We start from the raw sequence: 15872 nt of genomic DNA on the forward strand, positions 1-15872 counted from the left end.
GTCGCCTCGAAGGCGACGAAGCTGGCCTGGCAGTCGAGCGACGACAACCAGGTCGCGATCGCCTCGCTCGTATTGGCGATGCGAAGGCTCGTCCCGCTCGTCTCCTCGAACAGGTCGAGATGGCTCTTGGCGATATCGCAACCGATGAAGCAGGGGTGTATGGTCATGGTGCCTGTCCCTGTGCTGCGAGGTCCGGTGCAAGCGGCCTCGGTCAACTGTTCAGGATGGGGTCTTCGAACGCGGGCGGGAACCGAGCCGGAACGCGGTGTTTGCCACCGGGAATCCAACGGCTTCCCGCCCGCACCAATCATAACACCAATCAAACACACAGGAATCCATCATAGAGTTCCGGAGCCCTCCGATGGATTCCGGATCAGCGCCGCTGACGCGGCTTGTCCGGAATGACGGCGCAGGTCATGACGAGCGATCAGCGGCCCTTGATATTGCTCGATTCATTTCGGGGCGGCCTATGAGGCGACGCGAAGCGGCTCCTCAGGATGAGGGCTCACATATCCAAATGGGCGCCGGGGCGGATTGCGATAGGCCATGAAAAGCGAACATTGGGCGATCACCGCCACCATCCTGGCCGGCCTCTCGCTCGCCGGTTTCTTCGCCGCCCCGAAACTGCTCGGCGGACCGCCGCGTGACGCCGAGACGCTCTGCAGGAAGAGCGGGCCGGTCGGGCATACGCTGATCCTCGTCGACAAGACCGACCCGTGGAGCGAGGTCCAGGCGGCGCGGCTGAAGAAGCTGGTCAAGGACGTCGGCGAGGCGCTGCCGGCTGACCGATTGATGTCGATCTATGTCTTCAAGGACGTGTTCGAGCCGAATTTCCCGCCGCTGCTGGCGCTGTGCAATCCCGGCCGCACGGTCAGCGAACTGATCGGCAATCCGCGCCGCGACTATGTCAGATGGGTCGAAAAATTCGGCCGCCCGCTCGACGAGGCGCTGACGGTGCTGGCCCAGCCGGCCAAGGGCAACCTCTCGCCGATCGTCGAGGCGATCGGCGATGTGATGGCGCGCCGCGAGAACCGCGTGCCAAGCGGAGACCGGGCGCTGCTGCTGGTCTCCGACATGCTGCAGAACTCGCCGCAATTCACCGTCTTCGGGAACAGCCCCGGCGCGCGCGATCCCGAGCGCCTGCGCCGGCTCGTCGGCAAGACCTGGACCGAGGCTGACGGCGCCTCATGGCGCCTGCAGGTGCACCAGGTCCGGGGCGTCTATGATGCGGCCCGGCTCGAACAGGCGAGCGCGCTCTGGCAGCAGGCTTTTCGGGCGCTCAACATCCCCTTCGCCTGGGACCGGCTTTAGAGCCGGAAGCTCAGCCGACCTTAAGAGGCTGTCATCCCGGACAAGCGGCTTTAGAGCGTTTTCAAGCGAAGTGGACACCGGTTCCCCCGCGACAAACGCGAAGCGTTTGCGCGGAGAAAACGCGATAAAACAAGGAGCAAGAGCATTTCCGCGATTCGGAGGAGCGCGGAAATGCTCTTGCCGCGCTGATCCGGGATCCATTCCGGGGCGTCATTCTCAGGTTTGCGCCCTGGGAATCCCGGGCCAGACAATGACGGGGTGGCAGCCGTGCCGCAGCCCTATCCCCGCGGCCCTTATCCTGAGGAGCCGCGCAGCGGCCTCCCGAAGGATGATTCAGGAGGCTCCCGAGTACGCTGGAGCATCCTTCGGGACGTAGCCTGAAGGCTGCTCCTCAGGATGAGGGCTCAGAAAGCTGCGGTTCGCAATCCTTTGCGAGACAAGCGTGCATGAGCTTTTCGATCATGGGGCAGATCTGGTCCTTGGATGCATCGCGCAGCACCCCGATGCAGAGCACGTCGCGCAGCAGCGCGATGCCGGCGAGGCAGGCGATGGCCAAGGCTGCCTGCAGTTCGTCGCCGCAACCGAGCCTCTGCGTCAGAGGCAGGATGAAATCCTGCTGCACCAGCTCGCGCAGGATCGGGTTAGCGCGGTCGCTGCTCAGCGAATGCGTGACGATATCGAGCGGGTCGACCATCTTCAAAGCCTGATCGAGCCGCGGCTGCAGGAAATGCGCCGCCATGGCGGCGCCGAGATCGGGCGCCTCCACCGCGCGCTGGAACCCGTCGTCTAACGCGACCCTCGCGGCCTGCCGGAAGAGCTCCTCCTTCGAGCCGAATGAGCGATGGACCAAGGCGACGTCGATGCCGACATCGGCAGCGATGTCGCGCAGTGTTGTTGCCTCGTAGGAAGACCGCGAGAACCGAAGGATGGCGGCCTCCAGGATGCGCTGGCGTGTGAGGCTCGCTGAACGCCTGACCGTCAATGCCTCCGGCATGGAAACTCCGCGCCAATTCGGTTGCTGCACTGCGCCAACCGTCACTACCGCGGCGCCTGTCAACATTCGTTGATCTCAATCAATGCAGGCCCAACCGCCGCGGCCCAGATTTGCTGCGCCGCAAACAAACCGCAGCGGTGCCGACAACTTCGAAAGGCCTCCCTCATGCCGCCCGAAAGAGCTTCGAGCCCGAAACAGGCAGACAGCCTCCCCTTTGCGGCGATGGAATGGTGGAAGCCGCAGGCGGTGGCGCTTCAATCCCTCCATGGTGAAGCCCTGCCCCTCGCTGAGGCGCAGCTGCGCAAACAGGCGGATCGGCTTCACGAACGCGCGGGCTCGCAGGATTTTTCCGAAGTCCTGAAGACCCAGATCAACTTCCTCCAGGCGTTCTGGGCCGATTCCAAGGGGGGCGTCCTGACGGCGTTCGCCAGCCTGCGCAGGGACGCCGGCGCCGAAGGGTAATGGCAAGGGAGCCGGCGGCTCCTCGCCTTCGCGGCTGCACGCTTCATCCCATTTCCGAATCTGAAGGAGATTCGATCTCATGACGGGCTCGAAGACCGGCTGGCTGCTGGCCGGCGTCGCTGCATGCCTTGCCATCGGCGGTTACTTCGCCTGGCAGGTGCTGAAGCCAGGCGGCCTTCCCGAGGGGATCGCCGGCGGCAACGGCCGCATCGAGGCCGTCGAGATCGATATCTCCACGCGGGTCTCCGGCCGGATCAAGGAGATCCTCGCGAGCGAAGGCGATTTCGTCACTGTCGGGCAGGTCATCGCCCAGATGGACACCGAACAGCTCCAGGCCCAGCGCAGCGAGGCCGAGGCCGGGCTACAGCGCGCCGTCATCGCCATCGACACGGCGCGCAGCCTGGTGACGCAGCGAGAGGCCGAGCGGGAGACCGCGCAAGCCATCATCGCCCAGCGCGAGGCCGAGCTGGACGCCGCGAGACGGAAGCTTCATCGTTCGGAGCAGCTTTCGGAGCGCGGCAACGTGTCCGAGCAGGTGCTGGACGACGATCGGGCGCGGGCGCAGGGCGCTACGGCGGCTGTGGGCGCTGCGAAGGCGCAGCTTGCGGCGTCCGAGGCGGCTATCAGCTCCGCCAGGTCGCAGGTCGTCTCGGCGGAGGCAAGCACGGTGGCAGCGCGTGCCACCGTCCGGCGGATCGATGCCGATATCGACGACAGTGCGCTGAAGGCGCCACGCGACGGCCGCGTGCAGTACCGCGTCGCGCAGCCGGGCGAAGTGCTCTCCGCCGGTGGGCGGGTGCTCAACTTGGTCGATCTCAGCGATGTCTACATGACCTTCTTCCTGCCGACGGCGCAGGCCGGGCGCGTGGCAATCGGCTCCGAGGTGCGTCTCGTCCTCGACGCGGCGGCCAGCTACGTCATCCCGGCGACCGTCTCCTTCGTCGCCGACGTCGCCCAATTCACGCCCAAGACCGTGGAGACCGTCGAGGAGCGGCAGAAGCTGATGTTTCGGGTCAAGGCCCGGATCGCGCCCGAGCTGCTGCGCAAATATATCCAGCGGGTGAAGACCGGCCTGCCGGGCATGGCCTATGTCCGGCTCGATCCGCAGGCGCAATGGCCTGCCCTGCTGCAGGGCCCGCTCGCGCAATGAGCATAGGCCGCTCCCGCACGGCAGTTCCGGGTTTCGCCACGCCGGTCGTGCGGCTCGAGGGGCTCTGCCTCTCCTATGGCAAGACCCGGGCGCTCGATGCGATCAGCCTCGATCTGCCGTCGGGCTGCATGGTCGGGCTGATCGGGCCGGACGGCGTCGGCAAGTCGAGCCTGTTGTCCTTGATCGCCGGTGCACGTGCGGTCCAGGACGGGCGCGTCGAGGCGCTTGGCGGCGACATGGCGGATGCCCGCCACCGGTCCCGGGCCTGCCCGCGCATCGCCTATATGCCGCAGGGGCTCGGCAAGAACCTCTATCCGACCTTGTCGGTCTTCGAGAACGTCGATTTCTTCGGCAGGCTCTTCGGCCATGACCGGGCGGAACGCGAGCGACGCATCGGCGAGCTTCTGGAGAGCACCGGGCTTGCTGCTTTCGTCGATCGCCCGGCGGGCAAGCTCTCGGGCGGCATGAAGCAGAAGCTCGGCCTATGCTGCGCGCTGATCCACGATCCCGACCTGCTGATCCTCGATGAGCCGACCACAGGCGTCGATCCGCTGTCGCGGCGGCAGTTCTGGGATCTGATCGACGAAATCAGGCAGGGCAGGCCCGGTATGAGCGTATTGGTCGCGACAGCCTATATGGAGGAGGCGGCCCGTTTCGACTGGCTCATGGCGATGAATGCCGGCCGCGTCCTGGCGACCGGAACACCGGCCGAGCTGCTCGCGCAAACGGGTACGGCGACGCTCGACGACGCCTTCATCGCGCTCCTGCCGCAGGACCAGCGCAGCCGCCACCACGCGGTCGCGATCCCTGCGCGCGATACACGCCATGACGATGTCGTCGCGATCGCCGCCGCGGGATTGACCATGCGCTTCGGCGATTTTATCGCCGTCGACAACGTCAATCTGCGCGTCCCCAAAGGCGAGATATTCGGCTTCCTCGGCTCGAACGGCTGCGGCAAGACCACGACGATGAAGATGCTGACCGGCCTGCTGGAGGCCAGCGAGGGCACGGCCAGCCTGTTCGGCCGCCCGGTCGATCCGCGCGACATCGAGACGCGCCGGCGCGTCGGCTACATGAGCCAGGCCTTCTCGCTCTATTCCGAGCTGACGGTCCGGCAGAATCTCGAGCTGCACGCGCGTCTCTTTCAGATGCCGGACGAGGCGATTGCGCCGCGCGTCGCAGAGATGGCGCAGCGCTTCGACCTCGCCGAAGTCATGGACGCAATGCCTGAGGCGCTGCCGCTGGGCATCCGTCAGCGGCTCTCGCTGGCCGTCGCGATGGTGCACGGGCCGGAGATGCTGATCCTCGACGAGCCGACTTCCGGCGTCGATCCGATCGCGCGCGACGCGCTCTGGCAGATCCTGGTCGATCTCTCGCGCCATGACGGCGTCACCATCTTCATCTCGACCCATTTCATGAACGAGGCAGAGCGCTGCGACCGCATCTCGCTGATGCATGCTGGAAAGGTTTTGGTCAGCGACACGCCGGCCGGCATCGTCGCCAAGCGCGGCAGTGCCGATCTGGAAGAGGCCTTCGTCGCCTATCTCCAGGAGGCCATCGGCGGGACGCCGACCCCAGCGAAGCCGGCATCCGTGCCAGCGGCGCCCGCCGCGCCGGACCGGCGCCATGAAGCCGCCTCCGCCCGGCGCATCTTCGATTTCAGGCGCATGCTCAGCTATACGCGCCGCGAGACGCTGGAGCTCAGCCGCGATCCGATCCGCGCCACGCTGGCTCTCGTCGGCAGCGTGCTGCTGATGTTCGTCATCGGCTACGGCATCAGCCTGGACGTGGAGAACCTCTCCTTCGCCGTGCTCGACCGCGACCAGACCACGGTGAGCCAGAACTATGTGCTCGACATCGCGGGCTCGCGCTATTTCGTCGAGCGTCCGCCGATCGCCGATTATGACGAGCTCGACCGCCGCATGCGCGCCGGGGAGATCAGTCTCGCCATCGAGATTCCGCCCGGCTTCGGCCGGGACGTCGCGCGCGGCAAGACCGTCGAGATCGCGGCCTGGATCGACGGCGCGATGCCGACGCGCGCCGAGACCGTGCGTGGCTATGTCCAGGGCATGCACGCCCATTGGCTGACCGAAAAAGCCCGCCTGCTGCTGGGCCCCAAGGCGGCGACGCCGGCATTCAGCATCGAGACCCGATACCGTTACAACCCCGACATCAAGAGCCTCGTTGCCATGGTGCCGGCAGTGATTCCGCTGCTGCTGCTGCTCATCCCGGCAATGCTGGCGACGCTCTCCGTGGTGCGCGAGAAGGAGCTCGGTTCGATCGTCAACCTCTATGTCACGCCGGTGACGCGCACCGAGTTTCTGCTCGGCAAGCAAATCCCTTATATCGGCCTCGCCATGCTGAACTTCCTGCTGCTGACTGCAGCCGCGGTCTTCGTCTTCGGCGTGCCCTTCACCGGCAGCTTCGCGGCCTTCACCGTGGCGGCGCTGCTCTACGTCACAGCGGCGACCGGCATGGGGCTCCTGATCTCGACCTTCATGAACAGCCAGATCGCCGCGATCTTCGGCACCGCGATCCTGACCCTGCTGCCGGCCGTGCAATATTCCGGCATGACCGATCCAGTCTCCTCGCTAAAGGGCGCCGGCGCCGTCATCGGCCAGATCTATCCGGCGACACATTTCATTACGATCTCGCGCGCCACCTTCTCCAAGGCGCTTGGCTTCGGGGACCTGACGGGCTCCTTCCTGCCGCTGCTGCTGGCGGTTCCGGTGCTGCTCACGGCCAGCGCACTGCTTCTCAAGAAGCAGGCGAGCTAGGCCATGCGCGCCTCGAACGTCCTCAATCTCGGCGTCAAGGAACTGCGCGGCCTGCAGCGCGACCCGATGCTGCTGCTGCTCATTCTCTATGCCTTCACCGTGGCGATCTATACCGCTGCCAGCGCGATGCCGGAGACGCTGAACAAGGCGCCGATCGCCATTGTCGACGAGGATCGTTCGCCGCTCTCCGCCCGCATCGCCGGCGCCTTCCAGCTTCCCTATTTCACGCGGCCACAACTCATTACCGCCGCCGAGATGGACCGACGCATGGATGCCGGGCTCGACACCTTCGCCCTCGACATTCCGCCGAATTTCCAGCGCGACCTGCTCGCCGGCCACGCGCCAACGATCCAGCTCAATGTCGACGCCACGCGCATGACGCAGGCTTTCAGCGGCGCCGGCTATATCGGCAGCATTGTGACCAGCGAGGTCAACGAGTTCAGCCAGCGCTATCGTGCCGAAACGGTCGTGCCTGTCGAGCTTGTGCTGCGTGCGCGCTTCAATCCGGAGCTGAACAAGGGATGGTTCGGCGCGGTGATGAACGTCATCAACAGCATCACCATGCTGGCGATCGTGCTCACCGGCGCCGCTCTCATCCGCGAGCGCGAGCACGGTACGATCGAGCATCTGCTGGTCATGCCGATCACGCCGGTCGAGATCATGGTCAGCAAGGTCTGGTCGATGGCGCTGGTTGTCCTCGTCGCCGCCGCCGCATCGCTGATCTTCGTGGTTCAGGGCCTGCTGAGAGTGCCTATCGAGGGCTCCGTGCCGCTCTTCCTGGCCGGGACGGCGCTGCACCTGTTCGCGACCACTTCGCTGGGCATCGTGCTCGCGACGCTCGCTGGCTCGATGCCGCAGTTCGGTCTGCTGCTGATGCTGGTCCTGCTGCCGCTCCAGGTGCTGTCGGGCGGAATGACACCGCGCGAGAGCATGCCGGACATCGTGCAGGTGATCATGCTCGCTGCGCCGAACACGCATTTCGTCATGCTCGCCCAGGCGATCCTCTACCGTGGCGCCGGCTTTTCCGTCGTCTGGCCGCAGTTCCTGGTGCTTGCTGGCATTGGGGCGGCGCTGTTCACCTTCGCGCTCGGGCGGTTCCGCAAATCGTTGAAATGACGCGGTAAGGATCGTGCAGGCCGCTGGCAGCATCCGACCACTGCATCATTTCAACGATCTCGACGGTAAGCTGACTTTCAGGAATGGGAGCCGTCAGGCGTTATCGAAGTCAGCGCCGTCAACGCGATCAAGGGCTGCCCTAGAGCATTTTCGAGCGAAGTGGACACCGGTTCGCGTGAAGAAAATACTCTAGCTCAATGGGATTCGCGGGAGAATCGGGACGCACTTGATCCTGGTCAACGCGAGCGGCAGCCGTTGGCACTATCGATCAATAAAGAGCGGCGGACCCAATCGCGTGACAACGAGATCGAGGGCATCGTCGCCGACATCCGGCGCATCTCACGGAAATGGACCCGGGTTCTTCGATGACGAGTTCCATCGAAAAGCCACGACCATCGAAGGTCTGCGTCGTTTTCCGCCCCTGAGTGCGCGCTCGTTTGGCTTTAGAAGGAAGGCTCGGTCCGATTGCAAGGCCGAGGCAGAGCTCGCGTGACTCTCCCTTCCATGAGTGCCGACGGCATGCCTCCACGACCCTCAAAATGAGCGTCTCAGCCATGCCCGGCTTTCAATGGCGGCGCGAAATTCCGAGCCGCCGAGACGCACACGACCCTCCCCACAAGACAACAGGTGACATCATGAAAACAACCACACAACTCTTCGCAGCTCTGGCTGCCTCGCTGGCGCTTTTCCCGATCGGCGCATCCGCAAAGGCGACGGTGCGAGCTGGTGAACTGGTCTGCAACGTGGCCAGCGGAACCGGCATGATCCTGACCTCCGAGAAGGCGCTGACATGCCGCTATGACGCCTCCAACGGTCATGTGGAGTTCTACACCGGAACGATCAAGAAATTCGGCCTCGATATCGGCAAGACGACCGAAGGCGGGATGATCTGGAGCGTCGTAGAGCCCGCCTTAAGGCCCGGCGGGCTGAATGGGATCTATAGCGGCGTGACGGCCGAGGTCACTGTGGGTGTCGGCGCTGGCGCCAGCGTGCTGGTAGGCGGCAATGACGGCGCTGTGACCCTCCAGCCTCTGTCTTTCCAGGGGCAGACGGGCGCCAACCTGGCCGTGGGCGTTGGTGAACTGACGCTTACAGAAATCTCGGCACCGCCTGCCAGGCGGTCGCATAAGCGCCGTCACAGCCAACATGGCGGGATGCATCAGGGCTGATCCTGTCGCCCTTGTTCAAGCGATGATCGGCCCTGGCGTGACCGATGTCCAAACCGCCCTGGGCCGAGCTCTCCTCCGCCCAGGGCAATCTATGTGGTCGCCATCGCCAGGATTCCTAGAGCGTTTTCGAGCGAAGTGGACACCGGTTCCCCCGCGACAAACGCGAAACGTTTGCGCGGAGAAAACGCGTCAAAACAAAGAGCTGGCGGAGTTTCAGTTGATAGCTGACGTAACATCGACGCCGGCCCCACTGACGTGGGGCTGAGCCCTGGGGATCGCGCGTGCCGTGCGATCGATCAGCCGGCCTTGCGCGGCTTCTGGCCGATCACATCCGATACGCCATGCGCACGCCGCCCCAGTGGCGGCCATTGATCCGGAGCGGCGCATCGACCTCGCGCATCAGGTCGGTGACGCCGCCGCCCATGTCGCGCCGATAGGATTGTACCAGGAAGGGGCGTACCGAACGCGCCGCCATGATGCCGGCCCGATCGTCGAAGATGCGCCGGTTGCGGCTATGGGCGATGTTCCAGGCCGGATCGCCCAAGCGCTGCGGCTGCGAGAAGGCAGCGTTGTGGACCGGGATATAGCCGTTGCGGTCGATCGGCAGGGCAAAGACCAGGCGGGGATCGCTCGCCAGGGTCTTCGCCAGCAGCGGCGGCAAGACCGCTTCGAGCGCAGGCAAGGCGAGGTTGGCGTATTGCGGCGGGTCAGTCTGCGGCAGCAGCCGGTAGTCGATGTCGAAGAGCTCGTCCTCGCTCAGCTGGCGCGCCCGCAGCGCCTGCTGCATGACTTCGGCGATGCTCTCGGCAAAACTCTGCGCCGCCACGATCAAGGGCCTGTATGAGCGCTCGATCTCGCCCAGCAGCGCCCGCAAGGGCGCATTCGCCTCGACCGCGCCCGGCTCGAAGGCGACATGCAGGCCGAGTTCGCTCGTCGCCATCAGGCGGCAGGCGAGCGGCGGAAGCTCATCGATCCTGATCGCTCCCCTGGCGCCCAGCCGCGGTGCCTGGGCGACGCTTGCAAGCAGCGCGCCGCCGAAGCCGAGATCGATGGTCTGGCTGACGATGCGTTGCGCGCCGAGGCTGACCTCGGCGCGGTGCTCGGCGGGAAAGCGGTCATATTGGCGGCGGTCGGCGAAGGCGGCATGCCGCAAGGTCGGGATGAAGCGCCGCAGCATGTTGTCGGCCTGGCGCACGCCATCGGACAGGGAGCTGCGCGCCCGGGCGCTGCCGTCAGCGGCCGAGAGTGCGACACGGTCGATCTCGTCGACACGGTGCAGCACGGTCTCGACGAAGCGCGCCGTCTCACCGGCGCTGCGGGAGAGCTCGGCCGCAGCCGCAGCCTGCTCCTGCGCGGCGCCGCCGATGGAGGCGATCACCGGGTTGACGTCTCGCACCATGCCCAGCGCCTCGTTGACGATCGCGGCCGAGCCCTGCGCCGTCTGGGTGAGATGATCGACGCGACGGCGGATATGGTCGACCGCCTCGCGCACCTCGACCGAGAGCGTCTTGACCTCCTGCGCCACGACGCCGAAGCCGCGCCCGGCCTCACCGGCGCGCGCAGCCTCGATCGTCGCGTTGAGCGCGAGCAGATTGGTCTGCCTGGCGATCTCGGCGATCGAATCGACGATGCTGCGGATCTCGAGCGTGGCGACGGCGAGGCCGGTCATCATTTCCGTCGCCTCACCGGCACGCGTAGCGGCGGCATCGAGGCTGTCGCGGGCGCTGATCATGGTCGCGCCGACATGCTCGGCCGCGTTCGAGACCTGCTGCGTCGCGGTCGCCAGCGCGGCCGAATTCATGCTGGCGGTGAAGGTCGCGGCGCGCACGGCCGTGATGCTGTCATGGATTTCGCGCGAGCTCTCCTCGGCATGGGCGGAGAACTGCTCGGCCTCGCCAAGACCGCCGGTCAGGCGGCGCATCGCCGCCACGACATCCTGTTCCAGCGTGCTGACGGCCTCGTGCAGCGCGCCGTCGTCATAGGTCCCCTCGAGCGAGACCTCGTTGACAGACACCGACAGCGCTTCGCCCATGGCGGAACCCTGCCCGGCCGCCACCTGGTTTCGACTGCCTATCCAGCGCCGAACCTTGCCGAGCATTAGCCAATCCTGGAGTGAAGAGAACGCAATCGTTTATCAGCCGACATCATTAACAAAGCTTCACCGGCGCGGGCCGCAGACCGGCCGAGAGACTTCGCCGTTTGGCAACTCCAGCCCTCATCCTGAGAGCCTGGCCTGAAATGAACCCAATGATATCCATGCCTCAGCCTTGATCACCCCACCGCCGTCATTCCGGGCGCAGCGAAGCGAAGACCCGGAATCCATCGTAGAGTTCTGTGGCCTCCGATGGATTCCGGATCTGCGCCGCTGACGCGGCTTGTCCGGAATGACGGCGCGGGTGCGTGCACACGATCGGAGACCCTCGATATCGCTCGATGCATTTCAGGCCAGCCTCTGAGGAGCCATTCCCTTGGGAATGGTGTCTCGAACGATGCTCCAGGAGGCTCCCGAACCATCTGGAGCATCCTTCGAGACGCCGCGTGCCGCGGCTCCTCAGGATGAGGGCTGGCGTTTCCAAACGGGCGCCAAAAGCGAGCCCAGGATCGATGCGAAAAGCCGGTCCCCAGTTTTTCGCATCCTGCGCTAGACCTTCTGGGCATGGACCCTGGGGAAAGCGGACGCTAAAGCTCTGCGCCCGCCTCGCCTGTTGCCGCCAGAGCCCAGTCCTTGCCTGAGCCCGGTCCTTGCCCAAGCCCAGTCCTTGCCCAAGCCCAGTCCTTGCCAAAGCCCAGTCCTTGCCCAAGCCTTTTGCCAGAGTCCCTGCCATGACGAGCCATAGCTACGATGTCATCGTCGCCGGTGTCGGGGCCATGGGCTCGGCCGCCTGCTGGCACCTCGCCAAGCGCGGCCTCAAGGTGCTCGGGCTCGAACGCTTCGACCTCGGCCATGCCATGGGCTCCTCGCATGGGCTCAGCCGCATCATCCGCCTCGCCTATTTCGAAGGCTCGCATTACGTGCCGATCGTGCGGCGCGCCCATGAGTTGTGGCGCGTGACCGGAGATGAGGCGGGGATGAAGCTCCTGCACGTCACCGGCTCGATCGATCTCGCGCCGGAGGGTGCCGGCCCCGTCGAATCCTCGCTGCAATCCTGCCTCGACCACGGGCTCGTCCATGAGCGGCTCGACGGCGCTGAGATCGCCCGGCGTTTCCCCGCCTTCCAGCTGCCGGCGGGCCATGTCGGCCTGTGGCAGCCCGATGGCGGCTTCGTCGCCTCGGAAAAGGCGATCTACGCCCATGTCGGCCTGGCGCAATCGCGCGGCGCCGACATCCGCACCGGCGAGCCGATGCTCGACTGGACCCCGACCGCGCAAGGCGGCGTCGTGGTGCGCACCGAGCGCGGCACTTACTCGGCCGGACGATTGGTGATCACCTCGGGCGGCTGGATCGCCGACGCCGTGCCGGCGCTCGCCAGCAAGGTCTCGACCGTGCGCCAGGCCATCGGCTGGTTCACGACGCGCCGGCCGGAGCTGTTTCGCGAGGGCGCCTTTCCGGTGTTCATCCTCAGCGTCGAGGAAGGCGCGTTCTACGGCTTCCCGCTCTACGAGCATCCGGGCTTCAAGCTCGGCGGCCCGCATTTCGGCCGGGAGCCGATGGATCCGCGCGACGACGACCGCACGCCGAGCCCGCGCCAGGTCGCGCTGATCCGCGAATGCCTGCGGCGCTACATCCCCGACGCCGCCGGCGACCCGCTGACCCTCAAGGGCTGCGTCTACACCGTCTCGCCCGACGAGGATTTCATCATCGATGCGGTGCCGGGCGTGCCGCAGGCCGTGTTCGCCTCCTGCTGCTCCGGCCACGGCTTCAAATTCGCCAGCGCGATCGGCGAAATCCTCGCCGATCTCTCCACCTCCGGCCAATCGGCCTTCGACCTCACGCCGTTCTCGCTCGCCCGCCTCGCGGCCTGAGCGACAGCCGCGCAACGAAAGCCCGCCTTGGCCAGTGCAGCCACAAACCGCCGCGGCATCATCGCCATGCTGACGGCGATGTCGCTCTTCGTCTGCAATGACGCCCTGATGAAACTGGCGCGCGAAGCCTATCCGGTCGGCCAGGCGATCGCCTTGCGCACCGTCTTCGCGATGGTGGCGGGGCTCGCTCTGGTGCTTGCCTTCCGCGAGGGCGACAAGCTGATGCTGGCGCTGCGCCCCGTGGTGGTGCTGCGCGGCGTGATCGAGGCGAGCGTCGCCCTGTCCTTCGTCTGGGCGCTCGGCCGGTTGCCGCTCGCCAACATCACCGCCATCGGCATGGCCTCGCCCCTGATCATCGTCGTGCTCGCCGTGCTGATGGGCATCGAGAAGGTCGGCTGGCGGCGCACGGCGGCCGTCACGGTCGGTTTCTGCGGCGTGCTGATCGTCGTCAGGCCGACGGCGGAAGGCTTCAGCCCGGCTGCGATCGTGGCCCTGCTCAGCGCCCTGCTCGTCGGCTTCCGCGACCTCCTGACCCGCAGGATCGATAAGGACATCCCCTCGACCGTGGTCTCCTTCACCACGACGATGATCATCGGGATCATCGCCCTGGGCTACGGCATCGCCGAGAATTGGGAGCCGGTCTGGCGGCGCGAGACGGTCTATGTCGCGGCCGCGGCCGTGCTGGTCTCGACCGGCAGCTTCTTCATCATCAGCGCCTTCCGCGACGCCGATGTCGGCGTCATCTCCGGCTTCCGCTATTCCATCGTGATCTTCGCCGTCATCCTCGGCTATCTCGGCTGGGGCGAGGTTCCAGACCCCCTCGCCTTCGCCGGCATCGCGCTCATCGTCGGCAGCGGGCTCTACACGATGCACCGGCAGCGGGTGCGCCCCGATTCCAATCTCAAGATCGCCAGAGCCGAATGAACGCCGCCGCGATGCGCGACACGTCTCTGCGCCCCAAGCCGACGCTGACCGTGCTGGTGGCGATCTCGACGCTGCAGCCGATCGCGCTCAACCTGCTCGCCCCCTCGACGCCGACGCTCGCCCGGCATTTCACCGCGAGCTACGCCACGATCCAGCTCACGCTGACGCTGTTCCTCGTCGCCGTCGCGCTGATGCAGCTCGTTATCGGCCCGCTCTCGGACAGGTTCGGCCGGCGGCCTTGCGTCAATGCCGGCATCGCGTTGTTCCTGCTCGGCTCCGTGCTCGGCGCGGTCTCGCACTCGACCGGCATGCTGCTGCTGGCGCGCGTGCTCGAAGGCGCGGGCGCGGGCTCGGCCTTCGCCCTGTCGCGCGCCATCATCCGCGACAGCGCCAGCCGCGACGAGGCGGCAAGCCAGATCGCCACCGTCACCATGGTGATGGTGGTGGCGCCGATGCTGGCGCCCTATCTCGGCGGCCATATCGAGACCTGGTTCGGCTGGCGCATGATCTTCTGGTTCATGACGGCGTTCGGAGCCGGCGTGCTGCTGCTGACGATCGCAAGGCTGCCGGAGACCGCGCCCAATCTCGGCCAGCGCAGCTCCTTGTTTGGCGTCTTCCGCGCCTTCCCGCTGCTGATCGGCGACCGCGGCTTCGTCACCAATGTGATCGCGCTATCGATGACCTCGGGGGCGTTCTTCGGCTTCGTCGCTGCGGCCCCCTTCATCGTGGTCGAGACGATGGGGCATGGACCCGACGCCTATGGCGCCTATTTCATCCTGAACGCCTTCGGCTACATGGTCGGCAATTTCGCGATGTCACGCCTGGCCATGAAGCTCGGCACGAGACGGTTGATCCGCAACGGGCTGATCATCTCATGCGTGGCGATGAGCGTGGCGCTGGCGCTCTCGCTGAGCCCGGCCTGGACGCCGCTCGCCCTGTTCCTGCCGCTGGCCTTCAACGCAGCCGGCAATGGGCTGACGATCCCCGGCGCGACGGCCGAGGCGCTCTCGGCCAGGCCCGAGCTCGCGGGCTCGGCGGCGGGGCTGATGGGCGCGATCCAGCTCGGCTCCAGCGCGCTGGCAACCATTCTCATCAGCTGGCTCGTTACACTTTGGCCGCAGGCGCTCGTCGTGATGATGTGGCTGATGATGGCGGTGGGGTTATTCGCGTTGCGTTTCAACAGGATCGCGCGCGATTGATGCGAATGATCCTTTAGTGGGAAACCCCGCCGACCGCGCCGCACAATCTTGTACTGCCCTACACCTTGATATAACAGCGCTGCATACCCGCCATAAGCGGGACACAGGCGAGACGCTGCGCGCTTCGGGAGGATGGACGTGGAAGGACTACTCAAGGTCAGCCGCGTGATCGACACGATCAACGGCCAGATCGGCAGGAAGATGGCCTGGCTGATCCTGCTCGCCGTCATCGTCGCGACGGTCAACGCGATCATCCGCAAGGTCTTCAACGTCTCGTCCAATGCCTGGCTCGAACTGCAATGGATGCTGTTTGGCGCGGTGTTCCTGCTCTGCGCCTCCTGGACGCTGCAGGTGAAGGAGCATATCCGCATCGACATCGTGAACAGCCAGTTGCCCAAGAGCGTGCAGCGCTGGATCGACCTGATCGGCCACGCGCTCTTCCTGATGCCGTTCTGCGTCCTGATGATCTATCATTCCTGGCCGTTCTTCACGCGCTCCTATGCGATCGGCGAGCAGTCGCTCTCGGCCGGCGGCCTGCCGCAATGGCCGGCCAAGGGTTTGCTGTTCATCGGCTTCCTGATGCTCGCCTTCCAGGGCGTCTCCGAGATCATCAAGCAGATCGCGATCATGCGCGGACATCTCGAAGACGACGAGACCTTGCGCGGCCATGCCGCCGCGGCGGAAGCCGAAGCCCAGCGCCTGCTCGACCAGGCCAAGGCTCAAGGCCTCACTTCGTGAAGAACCTTGGCCTCGTGAACAACCCTGGCCGCGCAGACACCTCCAGAGACGTCCGGACCCCTTCCATGA

12 protein-coding genes are annotated in these 15872 nt (G+C 65.8%); 9 read left to right on the top strand and 3 right to left on the bottom strand.

The features are described 5' to 3' along the window. The first annotated feature begins 546 nt into the window (after nucleotides 1-546). A complete protein-coding gene (locus tag BMZ97_RS24510) occupies nucleotides 547-1311 on the top strand; it encodes a hypothetical protein (RefSeq protein WP_092176032.1) in 765 nt (254 codons plus the stop codon). 391 nt (nucleotides 1312-1702) lie between these two features. Here the strand turns inward: BMZ97_RS24510 and BMZ97_RS24515 are convergent, their stop codons facing one another. Then, nucleotides 1703-2305, bottom strand: coding sequence for a TetR/AcrR family transcriptional regulator (locus BMZ97_RS24515; RefSeq protein WP_092176035.1), 603 nt, complete (start codon nucleotides 2303-2305; stop codon nucleotides 1703-1705). 75 nt (nucleotides 2306-2380) lie between these two features. Next, nucleotides 2381-2848, bottom strand: a complete 468-nt coding sequence (locus BMZ97_RS30925) for a hypothetical protein (RefSeq protein WP_139221322.1) — start codon at nucleotides 2846-2848, stop codon at nucleotides 2381-2383. Between BMZ97_RS30925 and BMZ97_RS24525 the strand changes: the two genes are divergently transcribed. The 4 genes from BMZ97_RS24525 to BMZ97_RS24540 all read left to right on the top strand — a co-directional run bounded on the left by BMZ97_RS24525 (nucleotide 2847) and on the right by BMZ97_RS24540 (nucleotide 8979). Then, a complete protein-coding gene (locus BMZ97_RS24525) occupies nucleotides 2847-3917 on the top strand; it encodes an HlyD family secretion protein (RefSeq protein ID WP_092176040.1) in 1071 nt (356 codons plus the stop codon). The genes BMZ97_RS30925 and BMZ97_RS24525 overlap by 2 nt on opposite strands. Further along, on the top strand, nucleotides 3914-6694 hold the full coding sequence (rbbA, locus tag BMZ97_RS24530) for a ribosome-associated ATPase/putative transporter RbbA (protein ID WP_092176043.1): 2781 nt from the start codon (nucleotides 3914-3916) through the stop codon (nucleotides 6692-6694). Before BMZ97_RS24525 ends, rbbA begins: the two co-directional genes overlap by 4 nt. Before the next feature lie 3 nt (nucleotides 6695-6697). Continuing rightward, nucleotides 6698-7810 (top strand): ABC transporter permease, encoded by a 1113-nt coding sequence (locus BMZ97_RS24535; RefSeq protein ID WP_092176046.1) that lies wholly within the window; start codon nucleotides 6698-6700, stop codon nucleotides 7808-7810. Nucleotides 7811-8349: 539 nt separating this feature from the next. Further along, a complete protein-coding gene (locus tag BMZ97_RS24540; protein WP_244546585.1) occupies nucleotides 8350-8979 on the top strand; it encodes a DUF992 domain-containing protein in 630 nt (209 codons plus the stop codon). 325 nt (nucleotides 8980-9304) lie between these two features. Here BMZ97_RS24540 and BMZ97_RS24545 read toward each other — a convergent pair whose 3' ends face one another. Further along, on the bottom strand, nucleotides 9305-11077 hold the full coding sequence (locus BMZ97_RS24545) for a methyl-accepting chemotaxis protein (protein WP_092176051.1): 1773 nt from the start codon (nucleotides 11075-11077) through the stop codon (nucleotides 9305-9307). Nucleotides 11078-11802: 725 nt separating this feature from the next. Between BMZ97_RS24545 and solA the strand changes: the two genes are divergently transcribed. The 4 genes from solA (at nucleotide 11803) to BMZ97_RS24565 (ending at nucleotide 15803) form a co-directional block, all read left to right on the top strand. Next, nucleotides 11803-12942: an N-methyl-L-tryptophan oxidase gene (solA, locus tag BMZ97_RS24550; RefSeq protein ID WP_092176054.1), complete on the top strand. Its 1140-nt coding sequence runs from the start codon at nucleotides 11803-11805 to the stop codon at nucleotides 12940-12942. Nucleotides 12943-12969: 27 nt separating this feature from the next. After that, entirely contained in the window at nucleotides 12970-13866 is an 897-nt protein-coding gene (locus BMZ97_RS24555) for a DMT family transporter (RefSeq protein WP_092176056.1), read from the top strand. Nucleotides 13867-13877: 11 nt separating this feature from the next. Next, the gene (locus BMZ97_RS24560) at nucleotides 13878-15065 is read left to right on the top strand and encodes a multidrug effflux MFS transporter (protein WP_175525724.1); all 1188 of its coding nucleotides are present in this window, start codon (nucleotides 13878-13880) and stop codon (nucleotides 15063-15065) included. A gap of 138 nt (nucleotides 15066-15203) precedes the next feature. Continuing rightward, nucleotides 15204-15803 carry a TRAP transporter small permease subunit gene (locus tag BMZ97_RS24565; protein WP_092176436.1) on the top strand — a complete coding sequence of 200 codons (600 nt, stop codon included), beginning with the start codon at nucleotides 15204-15206 and terminating at the stop codon, nucleotides 15801-15803. The last annotated feature ends 69 nt before the right edge of the window (nucleotides 15804-15872 follow it).

It is taken from the genome of Allobosea sp. OK403, assembly GCF_900113835.1.
Lineage (GTDB): Bacteria > Pseudomonadota > Alphaproteobacteria > Rhizobiales > Beijerinckiaceae > Allobosea.

Coding starts and splice junctions, on each gene's coding strand:
- BMZ97_RS24515 (WP_092176035.1), bottom strand. CDS start 2,305: ATGCCGGAGGCATTGACGGTCAGGCGTTCAGCGAGCCTCACACGCCAG.
- BMZ97_RS24510 (WP_092176032.1), top strand. CDS start 547: ATGAAAAGCGAACATTGGGCGATCACCGCCACCATCCTGGCCGGCCTC.
- rbbA (WP_092176043.1), top strand. CDS start 3,914: ATGAGCATAGGCCGCTCCCGCACGGCAGTTCCGGGTTTCGCCACGCCG.
- BMZ97_RS24560 (WP_175525724.1), top strand. CDS start 13,878: ATGCGCGACACGTCTCTGCGCCCCAAGCCGACGCTGACCGTGCTGGTG.
- BMZ97_RS24545 (WP_092176051.1), bottom strand. CDS start 11,077: ATGCTCGGCAAGGTTCGGCGCTGGATAGGCAGTCGAAACCAGGTGGCG.
- BMZ97_RS24525 (WP_092176040.1), top strand. CDS start 2,847: ATGACGGGCTCGAAGACCGGCTGGCTGCTGGCCGGCGTCGCTGCATGC.
- BMZ97_RS24540 (WP_244546585.1), top strand. CDS start 8,350: ATGAGCGTCTCAGCCATGCCCGGCTTTCAATGGCGGCGCGAAATTCCG.
- solA (WP_092176054.1), top strand. CDS start 11,803: ATGACGAGCCATAGCTACGATGTCATCGTCGCCGGTGTCGGGGCCATG.
- BMZ97_RS24535 (WP_092176046.1), top strand. CDS start 6,698: ATGCGCGCCTCGAACGTCCTCAATCTCGGCGTCAAGGAACTGCGCGGC.
- BMZ97_RS30925 (WP_139221322.1), bottom strand. CDS start 2,848: ATGAGATCGAATCTCCTTCAGATTCGGAAATGGGATGAAGCGTGCAGC.